General features: G+C 68.4%; 15 protein-coding genes. 9 read left to right on the top strand and 6 right to left on the bottom strand.

Features of this window, described 5'->3' with window-relative positions:
* Positions 1-10 precede the first annotated feature (10 nt).
* The 4 genes from E1261_RS03495 (at position 11) to E1261_RS03480 (ending at position 6177) form a co-directional block, all read left to right on the top strand.
* Complete coding sequence (locus tag E1261_RS03495; RefSeq protein WP_132401684.1) at positions 11-1222, top strand: MFS transporter; 1212 nt, start codon at positions 11-13, stop codon at positions 1220-1222.
* Between the two features lie 9 nt (positions 1223-1231).
* The gene (gene lysS, locus E1261_RS03490; protein ID WP_132401681.1) at positions 1232-2734 is read left to right on the top strand and encodes a lysine--tRNA ligase; all 1503 of its coding nucleotides are present in this window, start codon (positions 1232-1234) and stop codon (positions 2732-2734) included.
* 227 nt (positions 2735-2961) lie between these two features.
* Entirely contained in the window at positions 2962-3291 is a 330-nt protein-coding gene (locus E1261_RS03485) for a histone-like nucleoid-structuring protein Lsr2 (RefSeq protein WP_132401678.1), read from the top strand.
* 351 nt (positions 3292-3642) lie between these two features.
* Positions 3643-6177 (top strand): ATP-dependent Clp protease ATP-binding subunit, encoded by a 2535-nt coding sequence (locus E1261_RS03480; RefSeq protein ID WP_132401676.1) that lies wholly within the window; start codon positions 3643-3645, stop codon positions 6175-6177.
* 58 nt (positions 6178-6235) lie between these two features.
* Here E1261_RS03480 and E1261_RS03475 read toward each other — a convergent pair whose 3' ends face one another.
* On the bottom strand, positions 6236-7195 hold the full coding sequence (locus tag E1261_RS03475) for a zinc-binding dehydrogenase (protein ID WP_202874279.1): 960 nt from the start codon (positions 7193-7195) through the stop codon (positions 6236-6238).
* A gap of 54 nt (positions 7196-7249) precedes the next feature.
* On the opposite strand from E1261_RS03475, the gene E1261_RS03470 reads away from it, so the two are divergent.
* Complete coding sequence (locus tag E1261_RS03470; RefSeq protein WP_132401674.1) at positions 7250-8023, top strand: helix-turn-helix transcriptional regulator; 774 nt, start codon at positions 7250-7252, stop codon at positions 8021-8023.
* Between the two features lie 72 nt (positions 8024-8095).
* Complete coding sequence (locus E1261_RS03465; protein ID WP_132401671.1) at positions 8096-10948, top strand: AfsR/SARP family transcriptional regulator; 2853 nt, start codon at positions 8096-8098, stop codon at positions 10946-10948.
* Here E1261_RS03465 and E1261_RS03460 read toward each other — a convergent pair whose 3' ends face one another.
* Positions 10949-11467, bottom strand: coding sequence for a hypothetical protein (locus E1261_RS03460; RefSeq protein ID WP_132401668.1), 519 nt, complete (start codon positions 11465-11467; stop codon positions 10949-10951).
* The gene (locus tag E1261_RS03455; RefSeq protein WP_132401665.1) at positions 11464-14049 is read right to left on the bottom strand and encodes a hypothetical protein; all 2586 of its coding nucleotides are present in this window, start codon (positions 14047-14049) and stop codon (positions 11464-11466) included. Before E1261_RS03455 ends, E1261_RS03460 begins: the two co-directional genes overlap by 4 nt.
* A 106-nt stretch (positions 14050-14155) precedes the next feature.
* Between E1261_RS03455 and E1261_RS03450 the strand changes: the two genes are divergently transcribed.
* Both E1261_RS03450 and E1261_RS03445 read left to right on the top strand, forming a co-directional pair.
* Entirely contained in the window at positions 14156-16237 is a 2082-nt protein-coding gene (locus E1261_RS03450; RefSeq protein WP_132401662.1) for a kinetoplast-associated-like protein, read from the top strand.
* 72 nt (positions 16238-16309) lie between these two features.
* The gene (locus E1261_RS03445) at positions 16310-17260 is read left to right on the top strand and encodes a DivIVA domain-containing protein (protein WP_132401660.1); all 951 of its coding nucleotides are present in this window, start codon (positions 16310-16312) and stop codon (positions 17258-17260) included.
* 58 nt (positions 17261-17318) lie between these two features.
* On the opposite strand, the gene E1261_RS03440 is transcribed toward E1261_RS03445, so the two are convergent.
* Complete coding sequence (locus tag E1261_RS03440; RefSeq protein ID WP_202874278.1) at positions 17319-18212, bottom strand: A/G-specific adenine glycosylase; 894 nt, start codon at positions 18210-18212, stop codon at positions 17319-17321.
* 23 nt (positions 18213-18235) lie between these two features.
* On the opposite strand from E1261_RS03440, the gene E1261_RS03435 reads away from it, so the two are divergent.
* Positions 18236-18886: a hypothetical protein gene (locus E1261_RS03435; RefSeq protein ID WP_132401657.1), complete on the top strand. Its 651-nt coding sequence runs from the start codon at positions 18236-18238 to the stop codon at positions 18884-18886.
* Positions 18887-18895: 9 nt separating this feature from the next.
* On the opposite strand, the gene disA is transcribed toward E1261_RS03435, so the two are convergent.
* The gene (gene disA, locus E1261_RS03430; protein ID WP_132401854.1) at positions 18896-19951 is read right to left on the bottom strand and encodes a DNA integrity scanning diadenylate cyclase DisA; all 1056 of its coding nucleotides are present in this window, start codon (positions 19949-19951) and stop codon (positions 18896-18898) included.
* Between the two features lie 219 nt (positions 19952-20170).
* A complete protein-coding gene (locus tag E1261_RS03425) occupies positions 20171-21109 on the bottom strand; it encodes a beta-ketoacyl-ACP synthase III (protein ID WP_132401654.1) in 939 nt (312 codons plus the stop codon).
* Positions 21110-22301 lie beyond the last annotated feature (1192 nt).

Below are 22301 nucleotides of genomic sequence, written 5' to 3'. Positions count from 1 at the left end.
CTTCACATTTGTGAAGCAAACCCTTCAGAGTTCGTTGTGGTCGCAGCGGGACGTTCGGTTGGTGTTGCCGGCTCGGGCGTTGTCGTACGCCGGGGACGCGATCGCGATGGTCGCGCTGATGCTCCGGGTCAAGGAGTACGGCGGGCCCGGGGCGATCACGGTTCTGCTGCTGGCGTTCGCCGTACCGACCGTGGTGATGATTCCGGTGGCCGGGCGGATCGTGGACAGCTACGACTCGCGCGTGGTGCTGGTCTGCGCGACCTCGCTGCAGGCCGTTGCCGGTGTGGCGCTGGCGTTCAGTCACGACCTGGTGAGCACCGTGGGGCTGGTGTGCGTGCTGCAGATCGGGCAGGCGGTGGCCGGGCCGTGCTGGGGTGCGCTGATCCCGCGGATCGTGGGGGAGGACCTGGTCGGCCGAGCGACGGGTACGAGTCAGGCGCTGATTGGTGTTGCCATGCTCGTCGGGTCTGCGGTCGGAGGTGTTCTGGTCGAGTGGATCGGTGGCCGCGATGCGCTGCTGGTGGATGCGGCCACCTTTGGACTGCTGGCAGTGGTGGCCGGTCTGGTGCGCACACGGCGCCGGCCGGTGCCTGGTGTCGCCCGGGAGCCCGGTGGCTTCAGCGCCGGGCTGAGTGCACTGCTCGGCGATCCCCTGCTCCGGGTGCTGGTCGCGTGCCTGTGGGCGTTCGTCCTGGTGGGCGAGGCGGTGAACGTGGCGGAGGTCTTCTTGGTCACGAACGAGGTCGGATTGAACGCAGCCGGCTACGGATGGGTGCTGGCTGCTCAGGGCGCCGGTGCGATCCTCGGCGCCTGGGGGAGCGGCCGGCTGACCGCATCCAGTTCCCGAGCGCGCGCCGTACTGGCCGGGATGGCCGGCATCGGCCTGGGTACGGCGTGCATGGGCGTGGCGAACGGTGTGGTGCTGCTGATCGTCGGAGCAGTCATCACCGGAGCTGGGGGCGGCATGCTGAATGCGGCCACCAGCACCCTGATCGTGACCCGAGTTGCCGAGGCGGTCCGTGGCCGGGTGGTCGCGGCGCTGTCCGGGACGGTCCGGGGGTTCAGCCTGATTGCGCTACCGCTCGGTGGGCTGCTCAGCGGCGTGCTCGGCCCGCGGATGACCTTCCTCGCCTGCGGAGCGGCCTGTGTGATCGGGGCGGGGGTGGCCGCCGTACTCGTGGTCAGAACAAAGGATTCGGTGGTGGAGGTGGTCAGTCACTAGCCTTGGCGTATGACTGATACACACGTGGACCCGACTGACGACCTGCCGGAGCAGATGCGGGTCCGCCGGGAGAAGCGTGACCGCCTGCTGGCGGAAGGAGTGCAGCCTTACCCGATCTCGGTAGCGCGGACGCACCTGCTGAAGGACCTGCGCGCGACGTACGACGGTCAGGAGCTGGAGCCGGACACCAAGACCGGCCAGCAGGTGTCGGTGGTCGGGCGCGTCATCTTCCTGCGGAACACCGGCAAGCTCTGCTTCGTCCGGCTGCGTGAGGGCGACGGGACCGAGTTGCAGGTGATGCTGTCGCTGGCCGACCTCGGCGAGGAGGAGCTGGCCCGGTTCAAGCAGCTCGTCGACATCGGCGACCTGCTGGCCGTCCAGGGCGAGGTCGTCACGAGCCGCCGCGGCGAGCTGTCCGTGCAGGCGACCGGCTGGCAGATGGCCGCCAAGACGCTGCGCCCGCTGCCGAACGAGCACAAGCCGCTGAACGAGGAGGCGCGCGTCCGACTCCGGTACGTCGACCTGATCGTTCGCCCCGAGGCCCGGGACATGGTCCGGGCCAAGGCCGGCGTACTGAAGTCGCTGCGGGCGACGTACGACGCGCATGGTTTCATCGAGGTGGAGACGCCGGTCCTGCAGCTCACCAACGGTGGTGCCGCGGCGCGGCCGTTCAGCACGCACCTGAACGCGTTCGACCAGGAGATGAAGCTGCGGATCGCGCTCGAGCTCGACCTCAAGCGGGCGATGATCGGTGGGGTCGACCGGGTCTTCGAGATCGGCCGGACCTTCCGCAACGAGGGGCTGGACTCGACCCACGCGGCGGAATTCTCGATGATCGAGGCGTACCAGGCGTACGGCGATTACGACACGATGGCCGAACTCATCCAGGAGCTGATCCGGAACGCCGGGGCGGCGATCGGGCGGACGACGGTCACCGCGCGCGACGGGCAGGAGATCGACTTCACCCAGCCGTTCCGGCACGCGACGCTTTTCGGGCTGCTGTCCGAAGCGGTCGGCGAGAGTGTCGACCAGACCACCGACCTGCCGGCCCTGCTGAAGTTGGCCGAGCAGCACGAGGTCGAGCTGCAGCCGGGCCGGAATGCCGGTGAGATCGCCGTCGACCTGTTCGAGAAGTTGTGCGAACACGACCTGATCCAGCCGACGTTTGTGCGTGACTATCCGGAGTCGGCGCGGCCGTTGGCCAAGCCGCACCGGGAAATCCCCGGCCTGGTCGAGGCCTGGGACCTGTTCGTCAACGGGGTCGAACTCGGGGTCGCGTACTCGGAGCTGAACGACCCGGTGATCCAGCGGGATCGCCTGGTGGAACAGTCGTTGCTGGCCGCCGCCGGTGATCCCGAGGCGATGGAACTCGACGAGGACTTCCTGCGCGCGATGGAGTTCGGGATGCCGCCGGCCGGTGGGATGGGGATGGGTCTGGACCGGCTCATCATGCTCTACACCGGTGCCGGTATACGGGAGACGATTCTCTTCCCGTTGCTCCGGCCGGAGTGAATCCGGGAGATTTCGTGCAACTGGGCCGCGGATGCTGCATAGCACATCCGCGGCCCACTGCATTTTCTGGGGCTATTTGAATACGGAAGGTCACGAGGTGGGCGTCACAACTTTCCGGAACATTCCGCACGGAGAATGACAAGCGGGTGGTTTGTGCGGTACAAATCAGGTGCAAACAATTCGGCAGGGATTGTGCCCGGTGACGGGTGCAGGAAGGATTGTCATCGATGGCGCAAAGGGTGCAGGTGGTCCTCGAGGACGATCTCGACGGCGGTAAGGCCGACGAGACCGTGACTTTCGGGCTGGACGGGACGACGTACGAGATCGACCTTTCCAAGAAGAATGCCGCCAAGCTGCGCGACGCCCTCGCCGGGTACGTCGGCTCGGCCCGCCGGGTGGCCGGTCGCCGCGGTGCCGCCGGACGGGCCCGCGGTCGCGGCCGGTCCGCGTCGGACTCCGCCGACATCCGGGCCTGGGCCAAGGAGAACGGCTACGAGGTCAGCGAGCGCGGCCGGATCTCGGCCGAGGTGCGTGCGGCGTACAACGAAGCCAAGTAATTTCAGCTAGGTCTTGCGGTCCCGGTACTCTTGGAGTATCGGGACCGTCCGCATTCCGGTTGTTTCAGGATGCGGACATCTCGGTCACGACAGGTGGTCCTCGGAGTGCCTGACCGGGCAGCCATCCAGCAGGAATTCGCTGGTGGCGAACATGCTGTCCGATCGTGGTCAGGCGGGAACACCCTGGAGATCCGTGGGGTTGTTCCCTTGTGATGCCGCCCGGGTGTCCGATCCAACAGTGATTGTTTGTTCGCCCAGAGCGAGCTTGTCGGTACCGGGGACTAGCATGCATGTACGGGGGTCGGCCCACACGGCACGTCCGACTCCTCTGAGGCAAGGAGCGCTTTGGCGATGTTTGAACGATTTACGGACCGCGCCCGTCGGGTAGTCGTCCTGGCTCAGGAAGAGGCCAGGATGCTCAGCCACAACTACATCGGGACCGAGCACATCCTGCTCGGCCTGATCCACGAGGGTGAAGGTGTCGCCGCCAAGGCTCTCGAGAGCCTGGGTATCTCGCTCGAGGCCGTCCGCTCCCAGGTCGAGGAGATCATCGGCCAGGGGCAGCAGGCACCGAGCGGGCACATCCCGTTCACCCCCCGCGCCAAGAAGGTGCTGGAGCTCTCCCTGCGTGAGGCCCTGCAACTGGGTCACAACTACATCGGCACCGAGCACATCCTGCTCGGCCTCATCCGCGAGGGTGAGGGTGTCGCAGCGCAGGTCCTGGTCAAGCTCGGTGCGGACCTGAACAAGGTCCGGCAGCAGGTCATCCAGCTGCTGAGCGGGTACCAGGGCAAGGAGCCCACGACAACCGGTGCACCCGCGGAGGGTGCTCCGAGCAGCTCCCTGGTGCTCGACCAGTTCGGCCGGAACTACACCCAGTCCGCTCGTGAGGCCAAGCTCGACCCGGTGATCGGGCGCGAGATGGAGATCGAGCGGGTCATGCAGGTGCTGTCCCGGCGGACCAAGAACAACCCTGTCCTGATCGGTGAGCCGGGTGTCGGCAAGACGGCGATCGTGGAGGGTCTGGCTCAGCAGATCGTCCGTGGTGACGTCCCGGAGACGCTCAAGGACAAGCAGATCTACTCCCTCGACCTCGGCGCCCTGGTGGCGGGTTCCCGCTACCGCGGTGACTTCGAGGAGCGCCTGAAGAAGGTGCTGAAGGAGATCCGCACCCGCGGTGACATCGTGCTGTTCATCGACGAGATCCACACCCTCGTCGGGGCCGGTGCGGCCGAGGGCGCGATCGACGCGGCGAGCATCCTGAAGCCGATGCTGGCCCGTGGGGAGCTGCAGACCATCGGTGCGACCACCCTCGACGAGTACCGCAAGTACGTCGAGAAGGACGCCGCGCTGGAGCGCCGCTTCCAGCCGATCCAGGTCGCCGAGCCCTCGATCGCGCACACGATCGAGATCCTCAAGGGTCTGCGCGACCGCTACGAGGCGCACCACCGGGTGACCATCACCGATGCCGCGCTGGTGAACGCCGCGCAGATGGCCGACCGCTACATCTCCGACCGGTTCCTCCCGGACAAGGCGATCGACCTGATCGACGAGGCCGGCGCCCGGTTGCGGATCCGCCGGATGACGGCTCCGCCGGACCTGCGCGAGTTCGACGAGAAGATCGCGAACGTGCGCCGGGAGAAGGAGTCGGCGATCGATGCTCAGGACTTCGAGCGCGCCGCGGGGCTCCGCGACGACGAGAAGAAGCTGATCAACGCGAAGGCCGAGCGGGAGAAGCAGTGGAAGGCCGGCGACATGGACGTCGTCGCCGAGGTCGACGAGGAGCTGATCGCCGAGGTGCTCAGCACCGCGACCGGTATCCCTGTCTTCAAGCTGACCGAGGAGGAGTCCTCGCGACTGCTCGACATGGAGAAGGTGCTGGCCAAGAGCTACATCGGCCAGACCGACGCGGTGAAGGCGCTGTCCCGCTCGATCCGGCGTACTCGCGCCGGCCTGAAGGACCCGCGCCGCCCGAGCGGCTCGTTCATCTTCGCCGGCCCGTCCGGTGTCGGTAAGACCGAGCTGTCGAAGGTGCTGACCGAGTTCCTGTTCGGCGACCAGAACGCGCTGATCAGCCTCGACATGTCGGAGTACTCGGAGAAGCACACGGCCTCCCGGCTGTTCGGCTCGCCTCCTGGCTACGTCGGCTACGAAGAGGGTGGCCAGCTGACCGAGAAGGTCCGCCGCAAGCCGTTCTCCGTGGTGCTGTTCGACGAGGTGGAGAAGGCCCACCCGGACATCTTCAACTCGTTGCTGCAGATCCTGGACGAAGGTCGCCTGACCGACGCCCAGGGCCGCGTGGTCGACTTCAAGAACACGGTCATCATCATGACCACCAACCTGGGTACCAAGGACATCTCGAAGGGGGCCCTCGGTTTCTCGCAGACCGCGGACACCTCGGGCTCGTACGAGCGGATGAAGTCCAAGGTGACGGAGGAGCTCAAGCAGCACTTCCGCCCGGAGTTCCTGAACCGGGTCGACGAGATCGTGGTCTTCCACCAGCACAGCAAGGACGACATCGTCAAGATCGTCGACCTGATGCTGGCCCAGGTGGAGGAGCGCCTGAAGGACAAGGACATGGGCATCGAGCTCACGCCGGCGGCGAAGGCACTGGTCGCCGACCGTGGCTTCGACCCGGTCCTGGGCGCCCGCCCGCTACGCCGCGCTCTCCAGCGCGACGTGGAGGACGTCCTCGCCGAGAAGATCCTGTTCGGGGAGCTGCGGCCCGGCCAGATCGTCCTGGTCGACGTCGCCCCGGAGGACACCGTCGACGCCGACGGCCTGCGCGAGTACTTCACCTTCACCGGAACGCCGAAGGCCGGCGCTTCCGACCTGGAGCTGACCGACCTCGCCGCCGGTGGCACCTCGGGTCTGCAGGACTCGTAAGACACAGCTAGTCAGCGAAGGGCCCCACGCTCCGGCGTGGGGCCCTTCGTCGTTCCGATCAGGGAACGATGACGACCTTGCCGACGGCCTGGTCGGACTCCATGTGCTGGTGGGCGGCGGCGACCTCGGTCAAACCGAAGACGCGGTCGACAGTGGGCCGGTAGGCGCCGGCCTCGACCTGGTCGACGATGTACTGAAGGGCTCGGGTGTTACCCGCGATGTCCTTGCTGTGGAAGGACGTCAGTCTGGTTCCGGACGGAATGGCGGCGATCGGCTCGAAATCGGGGATGAGCCAGCCGCTCAGTGAGCCGGAGATGCAGACGGTGCCGCCGCGACGGACGAGCGCCAGGGAGTCGAGCGCGGTCCGGGCGCCGACCAGATCGAGGATGTGATCGGGCCCCTCGGGCCACAACGCCCGTACGGCGGCCTGGAGCGACCCGCCCTCGTCGACGAAGGCGTGGTCGGTGCGCAGGGCGCCGGCCTTGGCTTGCGATCGAGTAGTGGCTGCGGTTTCGGCGCCGACGGCAGTGGCGATCGCGGCCGCCGCCATCCCGACCGACGAGGTCCCACCACGGATGAGCAGCCGGTCACCGGACGCGATCCTCAGCGCATCCAGCGAGCCCTGCGCAGTCAGATAGGTCTCGGGCAGCGCCGCGAGCACCTCCCACGGAAGAGTCGTGGTGATCGGCATCAGCAGGTCGTTCGGCAGTACGGCGTACTCCGCGTAGCCGCCGTCGAACGCGCGGCCCATCTCGCCCATCACGGCCGCCACCGTGGTCCCCGTGGGCAGTCGTGGATCGGCCGACTCCGCCACGACGCCGACGCACTCGATCCCGAGGATGCGCGGGAACGTCACGCTCGGCGAGTGTCCTTGGCGGGTCCTGAGCTCGGAACGGTTCAGGCCCGCACCCTTGACCTCGATCAGGCTCCACCCGCTCGGAACGGCCGGAATCGGGACCTTCCGAATCTCCAGCACCTCTGGCCCACCGGCCCGTACACACACCGCAGCTCGCATCATGCGTCCACAGTCGCTACTGCCGGCCTTGGCCGACCACCGATAGGATGCCAAGTTATGCCCGATGCACGCCAAACTCCCGAGGCGTCCCGGCTGTGGCCGTCAGGTGGCGTCCACCTCTGGCGCTCGGGCGGCACCAGCTCACTGCACTCCCACGCCCAGGGCCATCTGGTGTACGCCGCCAGCGGCGTACTGTCCGTGCAAACAGTCCGCGGTACGTCGGTCGTGCCGGCCAACCGGGTTGCCTGGACGCCGGCCGGGTTCCAGCACGCGCATCGGGCGCACAGCACGACGGACATGCGGATTCTGTTCCTGCCGGTCTCGCTGGCTCGCCGTGTGCCCGAGCATCCGGTGGTCTTCACCGCCTCCGCTCTGGCCCGCGAAGTCATCCTCGCGCTCACGAGTGAGCACAGCTATGACGCCGGTGCCGAGGCTCGCCTCCGACGTGTCCTGGTCGACGAGCTCTGCGAAGCCGACGAGCCACCCTTGCACCTGCCGGCACCGACCGACGACAGGCTGCGGGCCATTGCCCGGATCCTCGCCGAGGACCCCGCCGAGAACAGACCGCTGGGCGAGCTCGGGCGGATTGTCGGAGCCGGAGCCCGGACTCTCAGCCGGCTGTTCCACGACGAACTCGGGATGACGTTCTACGAGTGGCGAACACAGCTCCGCATCTGTCACGCGCTCGTTCTACTGGCCGACGGCCGCACCACGACCGAGGTCGCTCATGCCTGTGGCTGGTCGAATCCGAGTGGTTTCATCGAGGCCTTCACCGCTTTGATCGGCACGACTCCCGGCCGCTACCGTGCGGGTTTTCCTGCGCATCTGTGAGGAGCTATTCGACGGTGGTCGAAAGGTGTCCGGATCTGGGTAGCCGGGCAATTACGCTCCTACACTGCGAAGATGCCGTCGGGGCTCCGGATCGATCTGCTCGGGCCGCTCACCGTCCGCAGCGGTGATGCGGAGATTTCGGTCGGGCCGTTGCGGCAGCAGGCGATGTTCGCGGTGCTGGCGCTGAATGCCCACCGGGTGCTGACGCCGGAGCAGTTGCTCGATCTGGTGTGGGACGACGATCCGCCGCCGACCGGGATCAAGGTCGTACCGACGTACGTGTACCGGATCCGGAAGTCGCTGCCGCCGGATGCGCGGCTGGAGCGGACGACGGCGGGTTATGTGTTGCGGCTCGATCCTGGCGTCCTTGATCTGGAGCGCTTCGAGACGACCGTGCGGGCTGCTGGTCTGCACAGTGATCCGGAGCAGGCGCTAGCACTGCATGATCAGGCGTTGGCGCTGTTCCGCGGTCAGCCGTTGAGCGGTCTGCCGGGGCAGTACCTGGCTGGACAGCGCCGCCGGATCGCCGAGCGTCGCGAGAAGGCGCTCGGCACCCGGATCCAGTTGCAGCTCGCCGCGGGCCGGCATGTCGAGGCGATTCCCGAGCTGATCAGTCTGGTTGCCGACCATCCGTTCGACGAACGGTTCGCCGTACTGCTGATGAATGCGCTGGCTGGGAGTGGTCGGCAGGCCGAGGCGCTCGAGACCTATCAGCGAGTACGCCGGACGCTCGTCGAACAGCTCGGGATTGAGCCAGGCCCCGAACTGCGCGCTGCTCAGCAGACGCTGCTGCAGGTAGAGGCGCCTGCGGTGCCGTCGCGCAACGAACTCCCGTACGGCGGGGCTGCGTTCGCCGGCCGGGCTGCGGAGCTGGCCGAGGTGGTTGCCGCCTTGCGGGCGACTGCCGGATCCGCGCCGCCGGTGTTCGCGATCGACGGGATGGCGGGCATCGGCAAGACCGCGCTGGCGGTCCAGGCCGGGCACCTGCTGGCGGCGCAGTACCCGGATGGTCAGTTGTTCGTCGATCTGCACGGGCACACGCCGGGGCGCGAGCCACTCGGGACCGAGCAGGCGGTCGACCACCTGCTGCGCGGGATCGGCGTACCGGCGGATCAGATTCCTGGCTGCCTTGAGGACCGGCTGTCGTTGTGGCGGTCGAAGTCGGCGCGACTGCGGTTGCTGGTCGTGCTGGACAACGCACCGGAGGCGGAGACGGTACGGCGATTGTTGCCGGGGGCATCGGGTTGTGCGGTGCTGGTGACGAGCCGGCGGTTGCTCGTCGAGCTGGATGCCAAGCGCCGGCTCGGCCTCGGCCTGCTGGAGATGGACGCTGCGACGGCCTTGCTGATCGAGATCGCCGGGCCGGATCGGCATGGTGGCGACGAGTCCGCGGTGCGCGAGCTGGCCGAGCACTGCGGGCGGTTGCCGTTGGCGTTGCGGATAGCGGGCGCGCGGTTGCGGCATCGGCCGGCCTGGTCGATGCAGCACCTGAACCAACGGCTGCGCGGACGGCGCCGGCTACGCGAGCTCGACGGCGATTCGAACGGGGTCCGGTCGGCGTTCGCGGTGTCGTACGAGCATCTGCCCGAGGATCAGCGCCGGATGTTCGCTTGCCTCGGGCTCTTCCCTGGCAAGGACTTCGACGCGAACGCTGCCGCGGCGCTGGCCGGGATCGACGTACCGGCGGCTGAGGTGCTGCTGGAGAGCCTCGTGGATGCGAGCTTGCTGTTGGGGCCGCGGCCGGGGCGGTACGAGTTCCACGACTTGCTGCGTGGGTATGCCGCGGAGGTTGCCGATGACGCGAAGGCAGTCGGCCGGCTTGTCGAGTACTACCTGACGGCGGCCGGGCCGGAGCCTGATCCGACCTGGGCTGACGTCGAGCGGCCGAACTTGCTTGCTGCGTTGGAGGTTGCTGAGGATGCGGCCGCGGTGCGGTTCGCGTTGGTGCTGGCCCCTTACCTGCATGGTCGTAGCAGGCTGGACGAGCTGGACGCCGTACTGACGATCGGGTTGGCTGCTGCCGTGCGGCAGCAGGACGCGGTCGGTGAAGCGCGACTGCTGTTCCTGCGCGGGAACTTCGGGCAGTTCCGTTGTGGTCCGCAGAAGGGATTGTGCGACCTGCGCCGGGCCGCGGAGTTGGCGCCGGAGGACGAGCCGGGGTTGCGAGCGCGGATCCTGGGATCGTTGGGGTACACGCAGGGCACGCTGGATCCGTCGTCGAGTCATGCCGATCTGCTGCGTACGTCGTTGCGGCTCGCGCATCTGGCCGGGGATCGCGAAGCGGTCGTCGAGACGCTGGGACGCCTTGCTGCACTGGCGGTTCGGCAGCATGGGTTTGCGATGGCGCTGGAGTACTACGAGCGGGCGCTGGATCTGGCGCGTGAGATCGGTGACGAGCGACTCGAACCGGAGCTGCTGAACGGCATCGCCGTCTGCCGTCTCGCGGAAGACAACCCGCTGCCGGCCCTCGAAGCGACACGTGCTGCGCAACGCCTGGCCGCAGCGCACGAGCTGGACTTCTCGATGAGCTACGCCTTGTGTCACCAGGGTGAGGCGCACCGCCGCCTCGGCCGCACCAAGCTGGCTGTCGAGATTCACGAGCAGGCCCTGACGCTGGCGATCGGCAACTGCACCCACCTCGACGAGGTCGACGCGCGGCTGCACCTGGGCCGCAGCCTGCTCAGCGCCGGCCGTGGAGAGCCGGCTGCCGAACAGTTCGAGCTGGCCTTCCGCCTCAGCCAGGACCGCGATCACCCCCTGGGCATCGTCGAAGCCCTCACCGGCCTGGCTGACTGCGCACCACAGCCCGGCCGGGCCGACCGTCTGCTCCGCCGAGCCCGAGACGTCGCCTTCGAGGCCGGGTACGGCGCTCTGGCCACCCGCCTGGAATGTCGCCTCGAACGCAGACCGGCGGTCCAGGTCTGATCAGGGTTCGCGGCGCCGGAGCTGGTTGATGGTGCGGGTGATGGTTGCCGGGGTCGGTGTGCTGTGGCCGGTGCGCTGGCTGAGTAGGTGGGCCGTGGTGGCCGCGAGCCAGCAGACCGTGGTCACGAGAGCTATGGCTGGTCCGGGCCCGGGCCACGTGTCGCCCAGGGCTTCTACCTGACCTGCCTGGTGCGCACCGGCCAGCAAGAGCAGAGTGATGACTGCGACGATGCCGGCCGCGGCCTGCGCCTTGTGACCGGGCTTGAGGACCAGCAACGCGACGGTGGTAACCAGACCGACCAGCCAGGTGAGGGCTAGCTGTGGCTGGGTTTCGATGCCCAGTTGCCAGACCGACAGGCCGAGTCGACGGCTGTAGGTCCATGGCAGCAGCAGCGTGAGGCCGGTGGCCAGTGCGGCGAGCACTCCGGCCCGGGCGAACCACCGGTGCTCGTTGACGGCCAGCTGCTGCTCGGCAGCCGCCAGACGGATTGGCAGCTCTTCATCCGGGAGCGTGCTCATCGGGCGACGTCCAAGCGGACCACATCGTTACCCAGCTGGAAGTACAGCGCCTGACCGATCACCGTCACCTGGTCTGCAGCCTGCGGCACACCCTGCCCCGGACCTGCGAGCACAGTGACCCGGCCGGCCTCGACGCGCAGCAGGTGCACAGCGTCGTACCCCCAGAGCTTGCCATCGGGTCCGGCGAACCAGGTCCCGGGCGCATCACTGAGCGGCCGGAGTTCACCGTTGACCACAACCCGTCGTACGCCGTCCGGTCCGTAGAGGTTCAGCTCGCGGTGCACTGTGCTTCGGCCACGCACTAGGTGTACGGCGCGGTCGGGATCCGCAAGGGTCCACCACACTCCGCCCTGACCGTCGGGCGCCCAGTCGTGGGCAGCGAGCGGCAGCCGGATCCGCACCAGCTTCCCGGCTGCGTCGAGACCGAGCTGGGTACTCACGCCCGGCGAACCCTGCTGCGGGTCCACAGTCTCGACCGGCGGCAGTACGGTCGCCCGGAAGTTCGTCGTACCGCGTGCTGGTGTCCGTCGGTCGCAGCGCGGCTCCGGTTCGGGTGCGGCCGGGTACGTCGAGGCTGCGCTCGCCGCATCTGGGATCTGCAGGATCTGACCACCGCCACCTGGTGCAGTCCCCAGCAGCACCGACCCGTCCGGCCGTGCCTCGATACTGCTAACACCGTCAGCGCCTCCGGGCAGCTTGCGCAGTACGCCGTCCGGTGTGATCACGGAGGTCGGCGCACCACCGCCCAGCCAGATGTTGCCGCGGACATCGACCGCGAACGCATCGACTGTCATCGAGGAGCTGGCAGCATCCTTGCTCAACAGGCAGCCCGCTGGCGCCACCCCGGTCAGCTGCTGAGTGGCTCCGCCTGGACGTGCCATCGCCAGACCGGTCCCGCTCGTGCGCCAGACCGTCGTACCGTCTGGGCCACTGGACACCGCATTACCTGGTGCACCAGCTCCTGGGTTGATCACGAAGTCCTGCAACCGCATGCCGGGCCGGAGCTGGTTGGCCGGGATCTGCCAAGTGGTCGAACCACCCCACAGCACAATCGACCGGTCCGCGTTGCGATGGCTCAGCCCCGGACCGACGCCTGAGGCAAGGACCTCTACTCCGGGAGTCACGTAGTACTTGCCGTCGGGGTCCTTGTGGCTGAGGCTGATATCCGCCTGCGCCAGGTCGAGTGGGACGGACAGGACCGCCCAGGGCTTCCCGCGCGCTCCACCGGCCAGCAACAGCAGGTGGTTCTCGGTGACACCCCACAGGGCCGGTGCGGTGGGACCGTGGTTCAACGTCACCTGGGGCAGGGCGACACCGCCGTCGTACGCGAAGACTGTTGAGCTCTCCGAACCTGTCCGCCCCAGCAGCCACTGCCCGGGTGAACCGTCCAGAGTGCTCGCCAACGAGTCGAGCGGATCAGATGTGCCGATGGCGACGCGCATCCCGAGCCGATCGACCAGCTGGCTGCCGTGCAGGTCCAGCATCCGGTGCGGCACACCCGCAGTCGTCTCCGGCCGGTACGTCGTACCTGTCGCAGACGGAATGAGCAGTCCGGCCACTGCGCCGATTCCGCCGAGCAAAACGACCAGCCGGCCACCGATCAGCCCAGTGGCGATCAGAAGGACAGCCAGCACCAGAGCGGTCCAGGCGCCGACGCCTGAGCGATACCCGACGCCGTTCGGCAGTATCGGTGGCAGCCACAGCAGATGCGCCGCCAGCCCAGCCACGGTGGCGGCGCCACACGCGACGGCCGCCAGATGTCGTACAAGGCCTTGAGTGGCCAGGGTCGCGACGGCGAGCGCGCAGAGGAGCAGCGCCCAGCTCCGGGCCGACGGGATCTCCCAGAGCTGCACCCGGATCAGCCCGGCGTCCGGGAGACCGACCGCGACCGGATCCCGGAGCTCACGCCACGGCAGGACAGTTGAGAGGACGACCAGTACGGCGAGAGTGCCGGTTGCGAACGGCATCATCCGGCCCCGGATCGGGGTCCAACTCTCGGTCCGATCGATCATTCGGACAAAGAGTGCCCGCAATTCGGACTGATTCAGCGGCTCAGCGGACGGGTTCGGCGAGTCGTTCCCAAGTGTTGGCCGAGGCGTCATCGGACGCCTGAGCAACTGGGTTGCCCAGTACCCGGCGACTGCGGTGGCGATGGTCCCGCAGGCCAGTGTGCCGATCACAGCCGGTGAGAAAGAACAGGTCGACCGACCCTGCTGGACGAATCCGGTCCAGGCCACCATGGTGACCCCCGCGACCATCGCCGTACCCCATCCGCGGACCTGCCGCCGAAGCCCGAAACTCTCGGCAGACAAGCGATCCACGAGGATCAGCAGCACGATCACGACCGGCAGGACGAGGGCCGCGGACCGGCCGCCGACCGGTTGCATGCTGGCCCGCCAGAGGTAACAGCCTGTGCCGGTCCGGCCTGGTAGCAGAACCGCGAACAGCGCGCCGGCCGCAAGACACGCAAGCACTACACCAGGTTTGCCGGTACGTCGTATGGTCCTACGATGCGTGAGCAGATCAGTACGGATCAGCGCTGCTGCCGCCTGCCGTTCGGTGGGCAGATCGCGCAGCGGCATGAAAAAGAAGTTACCTCGCACCCCTGTACCGCGTTGTAACCCTGTGACCACGTTGATGGAGCCCGGACTGTCGGAAAGGGGGCCGAGGATGGAATCATCTCGTCGCATGGACGCGCCGCGTCTGCCCCTGACCCAGGAACCGGTCGTCGACACCGGTTCCTTTGGTGTGCGGCAAGCGGGCGGGGTGCTCGAGCGGGCCCAGCGGATCGCGGACACCCTGCGCGAGCAGGCGGAGTACGAGAACGACCTGGCCCGCGAGGAGGCCGAGCGCGCCCGGACCGAGACCGAGCAGCTCCGGGCCGCGGCCGAGGCAGCGGCCCAGAAGCTGCGGGCGGACGCCACCTCCTCGGCGCAGCGCCTGCTCAACGACGCCGATCGCGCGGCCGAGCAGCTGCGCGTCGAGTCCGAGACCGAGGCAGAACGCGTCCGGTCCGAGGCCCAGGAGGCCGCTGAGCGGCTGCAGGCGGAGTCCACCGCCGAGGCCGACCGGGTACGGCGTGAGGCGGCGGAGGCGGCCGAGAAGCTCCGAGCCGAGTCGACGGCCGAGGCGGAGCGCGTCCGATCCGAGGCAACGACCCTCGCCGAGCGGATGACCGCAGGGGCCGAACACGCGGCCGAGCAACTGCGCGCGACGGTCGCGGACGAAGTGGCCAAGCGGCGCCACGACTCCGAAACGGCCGCCGAGCAGTTGCGAACCGAGAGCCAGGCGGCAGCCGACCAGCTGCGGGCCGAGTCGCAGGCCGCGGCCGACCGCCGGATCCAGGGTGCCGAGGCCGAAGCCGCCCGGGTGAAGGCCGAGGCCGAGTCCGAGGCCGCCCGGGTCAAGCACGAGGCTGAATCTGCGGCTGCCCGGTTGAAGGAAAGCTCCGAGTCCGAGGCCGCTCGGGTGAAGGACGAGGCCGACGAGCTGCTGGTGGCGGCCCGCGAGGCGCGTGAAGCGGCCGAGCTGATGGTCGACCGGGCCGGCCGCGAGGCACAGCAGCTGGTGGCCGATGCCGGTGAGCAGGCCGCGCTGGTGTCGCAGGCCGCCGTACAGAACGAGGCGGAGCTGATCGCTCGCTCCGAGAGCGAGGCCGCCCAGCTGCGGGCCGCGGTCGAGCGCGAGGTCGAGGCAGCCCGGGAGAAGTCGCGGGTCCAGATCGCCGCGGCGCATGCCGAGATCGAGCGGTTGCGCGGCGAGAACCGGGCCGAGCTGGAGCGCCGGACGGCCGAGCTCGAGGAGACCGAGCGGGCCAAACTCGCCGCGATCTCGCTGGAAATCGACAAGGTCCGGGCCGAGGCGATGGCCGAGATCGCCGAGCGCAAGGCCGAGGCCGAGCTGTCCAACGAGCGGCTGATGGCCGACGCGCGGGCCCAGGCCAAGCTGGTCGTCGACTCGATCGAGGCCGACCGTCGCAATGCGACTGGCGAAGCCCAGCGGATCGTCGACGAGGCGAACAAGGCGGCCGAGACGGCGCTGGCCGAGGCCGAGAAGCAGACGCTGTGGAGCAAGAAGACCGTTGACGACCTGATCGGTACCGCCGAGGCCGAGGCGCAGAGCATTCGCGAGAAGGCCGCTGCGCAGGCCAGTGAGTTGCTGCTGCAGAAGCGGGCGCATCTGCGCCGCGTCGTCAGCCGCTCGACCAGCCGGCTCAAGCAGACCCAGGAAGCGATCGCCAAGGAGAACGCCGAACTCACCGCGCTCGCCGAGCACACCTTGGATTCCGCCTCCTCGCAGGCCGAGGCGACCCTGTCGACGGCGCGCCACGAGGCCGAGAAGGTGACCGCGCAGGCGCAGGCCCGGGCCGATCGGGTGAAGGCCGCGGCCGAGCTCGAGGCCAAGGAGATCGTCGACCGGGCCACCCGCCGCGAGACCGAAGCCCAGTCCAGCACCCAGGTTCTGCGCGAACGCGCGGCCAAGGATCTCGCCGACGCCCAGCGTCAGTCGCATGAGCTGATTCGCAAGTCCCGCGCCGAAGCTCAGCAGCTCGAGGCCCAGGCCCGCGAGCATGCGGACGAACTGCGCGCGCAGGCCCGTAAACTACTCGCCGATGCCGAGGCGAGGGTCGCGGCACTCAATCAGCGCCGCGACGAGATCACCAAGGAGCTCACCCAGCTTTCGGGTGTGATCGAGGCACTCGCTGTACCGGGGTTCCGCCCAGGTGGTGGAATGTCTTCCAGTGAGGGTTCCACGGGGGAATCAGGATGAGGACGTGACAGTCAGATCCTTGTCAGTGACAATGTGTGATCCACCCACCCATCGAAGTGAGTATCGGAAAACATGAGCAGTGAAAGCCCAACCCCGTTCCGTACCGTTCTGCGTGGCTACGAGCCCGCTCAGGTGGATCAGCACATCCGTGAGCTGACCACCTCGCTGACCGCTCTGCAGCAGCAGTCCGAGCAGCTCCAGCGGCACGTCCAGGAGCTCCAGCAGCGCACCGACGCCGCGGAATCGGCCGTTATCTCCGCCCAGGAGGACAACAAGGACCGTGCCCCGACGTTCACCGAGTTCGGTGAGCGGGTCGCGAAGATCCTGTCGCTGGCCGATGACGAGGCCCGCGACCTGGTGACCCGTGCGCGGACCGACGCCGAGGCGATCGTCGCCGACGGTGAGTCGCACGCGAAGAAGGTCCGCAAGGAGGCCGAGCAGTACTCCCTGGACTGGAAGAGCGAGGTGGACGCGGAGGCCGCTCGCATCCTCGAGGAGGCCCGCACCCAGGCCGACGACATGCGCGACGAGGCCGAGCGCGACGCGACCGCCCGCCGGTCTGAGGCGCAGGCTCTCTACGAGCAGGAGCGTGCGAAGTCCGCACAGGCCGCGGCCGCCTTCGAGACCACCCTGGCCGAGCGCCGGGGCAAGGTCGAACAGGAGTTCGCTGCCCGTACGGCGCTCGCCGAGCAGCAGCTGGCTGCCGTCACCGACCGCGCTGCGCAGGTGCAGCGGGAGGCCGACCGGTCGCGTTCCGAGGCCGAGCGGTTGTCCCAGCAGCAGCTGGCCGACGCGAACCGTCAGGCTCAGGAGATCGTCGCCGCCGCGAAGGACAAGTCCGAGCGGATCCGCGCCGAGTCCGAGCGCGAGCTCGCGGCCGCGACGCAGCGCCGGGACAGCATCAACGCGCAGCTGACCAACGTCCGCCAGATGCTGGCGACGCTGTCCGGCCAGCCCGCGATGCCGCTCGACCTGCTGGCCGACGACGACGCCGAAGCCACCACCGGCAGCAAGAAGAACTAAGTACGACGTCAAAAGGCCGGCTCGCTTGGTGCGAGCCGGCCTTTGCGTGTGGGTCAGCTTAGGTAGGTAGCCGGTACTGGTTGCGAGGTAGCGGCTCGACTAGGCCGTCGGCTACCAGGCCGTCGAGGGCGCGTTCGCGTTGGACGTGGTCCTGCCAGCAGGCGTCGAGTGCTTTCTTCGGTACGGCGCCGTGCTCGGAGCGCAGGACGGCGAGCAGCCGGCCCCGGACTTGGCGGTCGGTGCCTTCGTAGGTCTGGCCCTTGCGCGGCGGACCCTCGTACGGCGGACTGCCGGCCAGCACCCACGCGCACTGGCTGCGGATCGGGCAGTCGCCGCATCTCGGCGTACGGGCTGTGCAGATCAGCGCACCGAGCTCCATGGACGCCACTGCCCAGCGGGCGGCGGTGCGGACGTCTTCCGGGAGCGCTGTGACGGCCAGGCGCTGGTCGGCCGCAGTGGGGGAGATGGTCGGCTGTGCGACGCCGGTGAGGGCTCTGGCGAGCACTCGGCGGACGTTGGTGTCCACGACTGCGTGCCGCTGCCCGAACGCGAACGAGGCGATCGCAGCGGCGGTGTAGGTGCCAACACCGGGCAGAGCGAGCAGTGCGGCGTGGTCGTCCGGCACCTCTCCACCATGGCGCTCCACGATCGCCTGTGCTGCCGCGTGCAGCCGCAGGGCGCGTCGGGGGTACCCGAGCCGGTCCCAGGCCCGCACAGCCTCACCTGGCGGCTCTGCGGCCAGGTCTGCCGGTTTCGGCCACCGCTCCAACCACCTCTGGTACGCCGGGAGCACGCGCGCGACCGGTGTCTGCTGCAGCATGAACTCGCTCACCATGACTGCCCAGGGACCCGCTGCGGGATCCCGCCACGGCAGTACGCGCGCGTTGGCGTCGTACCACTCCAGAACAGAGGTGTGGAGAGAGGCGAGCGGCGAGCCTGACTGGTAGAGCACAGAGCCGATATTAGGGTGCGTGCATGAGCAGCCTGCTCCATCCGGTCGGGCACCTGCCCGCCAGCGTGTACTGGTTCCGTCGGGGACTGGTGTTGTTCGTCTTGGCGCTGCTGTTCTTCCTGATCTTTCAGCTGTTCCCCGGTGGTGGCGACCCGAAGAAGTCAGCGGCTGTCGGCGACCCGCAGACGTCGCAGACACCACAACCGTCGGTCAAGCCGTCGAAGACGCCGACCGCTAAGACCAGTGACAAGCCGACCGAGAAGTCTTCGAAGACGACGCCGCCCGAGGACGTGAAGTGCTCCGCGTCGAATGTCCGGGTCGAGGTGATGCCGGCTGCTCGCCGAGTCACCTCCGGCGCGGCGCTGAACTTCGTCGTTCGGTTGGACGCCGTCTCTGACGAGTGCAAGGCAACTGTCGAGCCGGACTCGCTGACCGTCTCGGTCACCTCCGGCGCGGACCTGATCTGGACCACAGGCCATTGTGGGCAAGCGATTCCGAAGGCCACGCTAGTCGTTGCCAAGGGCAAAGAAGCTGCCAGCACCGTGGTCTGGAACGGACACCGCTCCGGCCCCGGCTGCCTCCCCGGACAACCGGTGGCCAAGCCAGGGACCTACGTGGTCAAGGCCGAGTTCTCCGGCCGCGAATCAGTCTCGCAAGCCTTCACCATCGCCTGACACCGCGGGTCAGACGTAGCGCTCGAGGATGCTCGACTCGGCTAGGCGGGAGAGGCCTTCGCGGACTGTGCGGGCGCGGTTCTCGCCGACGCCTTCGACGGTTTGGAGGTCGTCGATGCTGGCGGCGAGGAGCTTCTGCAGGTGGCCGAAGTGCTCGATCAGGCGGTCGATGACGGCGCCAGGGAGGCGGGGGACCTTGGCGAGCAGGCGGTAGCCGCGTGGGGTGACCGCGGCGTCCAACTGCTCGGCGCCGCCGAGCTGCAGGGCGCGGGCGACCTGGCCGATGTCGAGCAGGTCGGTCGGGCTGACCGCGTCCAGCTCGAGCAGTACGTCGTCCGCCGTCTTGGCCTTGCGACCGCTGGCCGGCGGGAGGTAGTCGCGGACGACGAGCTCACGCTCACCGGCGACTCCGGCGACCAACTCGTTCAGCTGGAGGGTGAGCAGGCGGCCGTCGGTGCCGAGCTCGACCACGTAGCCGTCGATCTCGGTGGCAATCCGGCGGACCATCTCGAGCCGCTGCGCGACCGCGGCCACGTCTCGAACCGTGACCAGGTCCTCGATCTCCAGCGCGGACAGGGTGCCGGAGACCTCGTCGAGACGCAGCTTGTACCGCTCGAGGGTGGCGAGCGCCTGGTTCGCCCGGGAGAGAATCGCGCCGGAGTCCTCGAGTACGTAACGCTGGTCGTCGACGTACAAAGCGATGATGTGCATGGACTGCGACACCGAGATCACCGGGAAGCCGGTCTGCCGGGCGACCCGGTCGGCGGTGCGGTGCCTGGTCCCGGTCTCGTCGGTCTGGATCGACGGGTCCGGCATCAGGTGCACGGCCGCCCGCATCAGCTTGGTGGCATCGCGGTCGAGCACGATCGCGCCGTCCATCTTGCTCAGTTCGCGCAGACCGGTCGCGGTGAACTCGATGCCGATCTCGAAACCGCCGGTCGAGATCGAGTCCACGACCTTGTCGTGTCCCAGGACGAGTAGGGCGCCGGTCCGGCCCCGCAGGATCCGTTCCAGGCCTTCACGCAGTTCGGTACCGGGTGCCACTGCCATCAGGGTCGCGCGCATCCGGGCGCCGGTGCTGTTCTTGTCGGAGTTCGGGGCCACGGAAGGTGAGTCTATGCGGTTGTCCGCGGGTCATGGGTGCTAAGTCCCCGCGGACCACCTTCGCGGGGACCCTCGGTCCGGTTGAACTTGCAGTTGCGCGTGCACGCGCTCGTGCATCTGGACCGTGCAATGCCGGATTCCCGCGTGGACGGGCTCCGGAAGCGGTTGACGCCTGCCGCGTCAGGGGGTACGGACGACCTGTCCGGCGTACGAGAGACCGCCGCCGAATCCGAACAACAACACCGGCGCGCCGGACGGAATCTCGCGCTTCTCGACCAACTTCGACCAGGCGATCGGGATACTCGCCGCGGAGGTGTTGCCGGACTCGACCACGTCCTTGGCGACCACCGCGTTGACCGCGCCGAGGCGCTTGGCCAGCGGCTCGATGATCCGCAGATTGGCCTGGTGCAGGATGACGCCGCCGAGCTCCTCGGGCTTCAGTCCGGCCTTCTCGCAGACCTGCTGAGCGATCTCCGGCAGCTGCGTGGTGGCCCAGCGGAAGACACTCAGCCCGGCCTGCTGGAACTTCCCCTCGCGGCCCTCGATCCGTACGGCGTCGGACATCTCCGGCACCGAACCCCAGACGACCGGGCCGACCTCCGGCTCGTCGCTGGCGACCAGCACAGCCGCCCCGGCACCGTCACCGATCAGCACGCAAGTTGTGCGGTCGGTCCAGTCGGTCCAGTCGCTCAGCTTCTCGACGCCGATCACGATCGCCTTCGTCGCGGCGCCGGCCCGGATGGCCTGATCGGCGGTCGCGAGCGCGTAGGCGAAACCCGAGCAGGCGGTGTTGATGTCGAGGGCGGCCGGGTGCGCCAGGCCGAGCCGCGCGGCGACCCGGGCGGCGATATTCGGTGAGCGGTCGATCGCCGTACAGGTGGCGACCACGACGTAGTCGATCTCGCTGCTGTCGATACCGGCATTGGCCAGCGCCTTGTCGGCAGCCCGCCAAGCCATCTCGTCGACCTGCTCGTCCGGCGCCGCGATCCGGCGCTCCTTGATGCCGACGCGACTCTGGATCCACTCGTCGTTGGTCTCCACCATGGTCGCCAGCTCGGCGTTGGTGAGCACTCGCTCCGGCTGGTAGTGGCCGAGCGCGACAACTTTGGATCCGGACATCTGGTGCTCCTGCGGTCTTCCGGCCTATGCCGGGCGGGGGCGCGGGGTTCGGCAACGAACCCTGCCTGGGGGGCTACCCCAGAGTACGTTCCCCGGTCGCCCCCTGGGCATCCCTCGTCTCACCCCTCGCGTAAGGGTGTGGTTAGGAACACAACTCCGGAACCGCCCAGCCCGCCCTGCTTGACGTGCCGCGTCGAGTGAACCCACCCTGCGGATGGCAAGCGCCGACGGACCGCCACCCCGGCGGCAGCATGAACGTTGCTTCCATCGTCGGACCCCCGTTCCTCCCCTCATTCTTGGTTCTCCTGTCCGGCGTGTGCCCGTCCTGCCCGTCACAACGTCCGAAGATCCGAACACCAGGCGCGCGCGTCCTTCGGACGTTAGCCGGGGCCGTGATTAACGTCCGACGATCCGGAGACCAGGCGCGCGTGTCCTTCGGACGTTAGCTCCGGGCGGTGATTAGCGTCCGACGATCCGGAGGGCCTGGTGTGCGGGTGCTTCGGACGTTGCGGTACGGCGCTCTGCTGGGCCGCGTGCAGGTGAGCTGGCGTACTGCGGTCACCAACTGGGGAGTTCGGACACCTGGTCGGGTGTCCGGGGTCCCCAGTTGGTGTACGCGGTTCGGCTGTTCGGCTGGTTGCTGCGGGGGTTGGGGAGTTCTGCCCGTCGTTTTCGGGTGGTAGGACTCCCCAGCCGCGCCCGGACAGCCGTTTACAGCACGCCCAACCAACCCGCGCTGCCTCGAACCACCCGCGACGGGTCCGCGACACGCCTCGTCACCACCGGCAGCAACCACAACCCGTCCGCCCCAAGCCTCGTTGACCCCTGCCCGCCGACCTCCACCTCTGCCCGCTGGCCTCCAGCTCTGCCCGCCGACCTCCGCCTCTGCCTGCCGGCCTCGCCAGCTCGCCCAGCCAGGCGCTCGCCCAGCCACACCCATCTGTAAACCGGCCGCAGGGGCGGGCAACCGCCACCGTAGGAGACCGGGCGCATCCGAGCGACGCGCGCCACCACGACCGCCGCCGTACAGAACCCGCACACCGACGCCGTAGGAGACCGGGCGCATCCGAGCGACGCGCGCCACCACGACCGCCGCCGTACAGAACCTGCACACCGAGCAAGAGCCCGGATATCCCCTCAATGTGCTGGTTCTCCCCTGAAATTTCGAGGGGAGAAGGGACAAGGTGAAGGG

Origin of the sequence: Kribbella albertanoniae, from assembly GCF_004348455.1 — a bacterium.
Lineage (GTDB): Bacteria > Actinomycetota > Actinomycetes > Propionibacteriales > Kribbellaceae > Kribbella > Kribbella albertanoniae.
This window is presented reverse-complemented; position numbering and strand designations above follow the sequence as displayed.

Excerpts from the sequence above, each read along its gene's own strand:
- lysS (WP_132401681.1), top strand. The coding sequence starts at position 1,232 with ATGACTGATACACACGTGGACCCGACTGACGACCTGCCGGAGCAGATG.
- E1261_RS03485 (WP_132401678.1), top strand. The coding sequence starts at position 2,962 with ATGGCGCAAAGGGTGCAGGTGGTCCTCGAGGACGATCTCGACGGCGGT.
- E1261_RS03480 (WP_132401676.1), top strand. The coding sequence starts at position 3,643 with ATGTTTGAACGATTTACGGACCGCGCCCGTCGGGTAGTCGTCCTGGCT.
- E1261_RS03475 (WP_202874279.1), bottom strand. The coding sequence starts at position 7,195 with ATGATGCGAGCTGCGGTGTGTGTACGGGCCGGTGGGCCAGAGGTGCTG.
- E1261_RS03470 (WP_132401674.1), top strand. The coding sequence starts at position 7,250 with ATGCCCGATGCACGCCAAACTCCCGAGGCGTCCCGGCTGTGGCCGTCA.
- E1261_RS03465 (WP_132401671.1), top strand. The coding sequence starts at position 8,096 with ATGCCGTCGGGGCTCCGGATCGATCTGCTCGGGCCGCTCACCGTCCGC.
- E1261_RS03460 (WP_132401668.1), bottom strand. The coding sequence starts at position 11,467 with ATGAGCACGCTCCCGGATGAAGAGCTGCCAATCCGTCTGGCGGCTGCC.
- E1261_RS03455 (WP_132401665.1), bottom strand. The coding sequence starts at position 14,049 with ATGCCGCTGCGCGATCTGCCCACCGAACGGCAGGCGGCAGCAGCGCTG.
- E1261_RS03450 (WP_132401662.1), top strand. The coding sequence starts at position 14,156 with ATGGACGCGCCGCGTCTGCCCCTGACCCAGGAACCGGTCGTCGACACC.
- E1261_RS03445 (WP_132401660.1), top strand. The coding sequence starts at position 16,310 with ATGAGCAGTGAAAGCCCAACCCCGTTCCGTACCGTTCTGCGTGGCTAC.
- E1261_RS03435 (WP_132401657.1), top strand. The coding sequence starts at position 18,236 with ATGAGCAGCCTGCTCCATCCGGTCGGGCACCTGCCCGCCAGCGTGTAC.
- disA (WP_132401854.1), bottom strand. The coding sequence starts at position 19,951 with ATGCGCGCGACCCTGATGGCAGTGGCACCCGGTACCGAACTGCGTGAA.
- E1261_RS03425 (WP_132401654.1), bottom strand. The coding sequence starts at position 21,109 with ATGTCCGGATCCAAAGTTGTCGCGCTCGGCCACTACCAGCCGGAGCGA.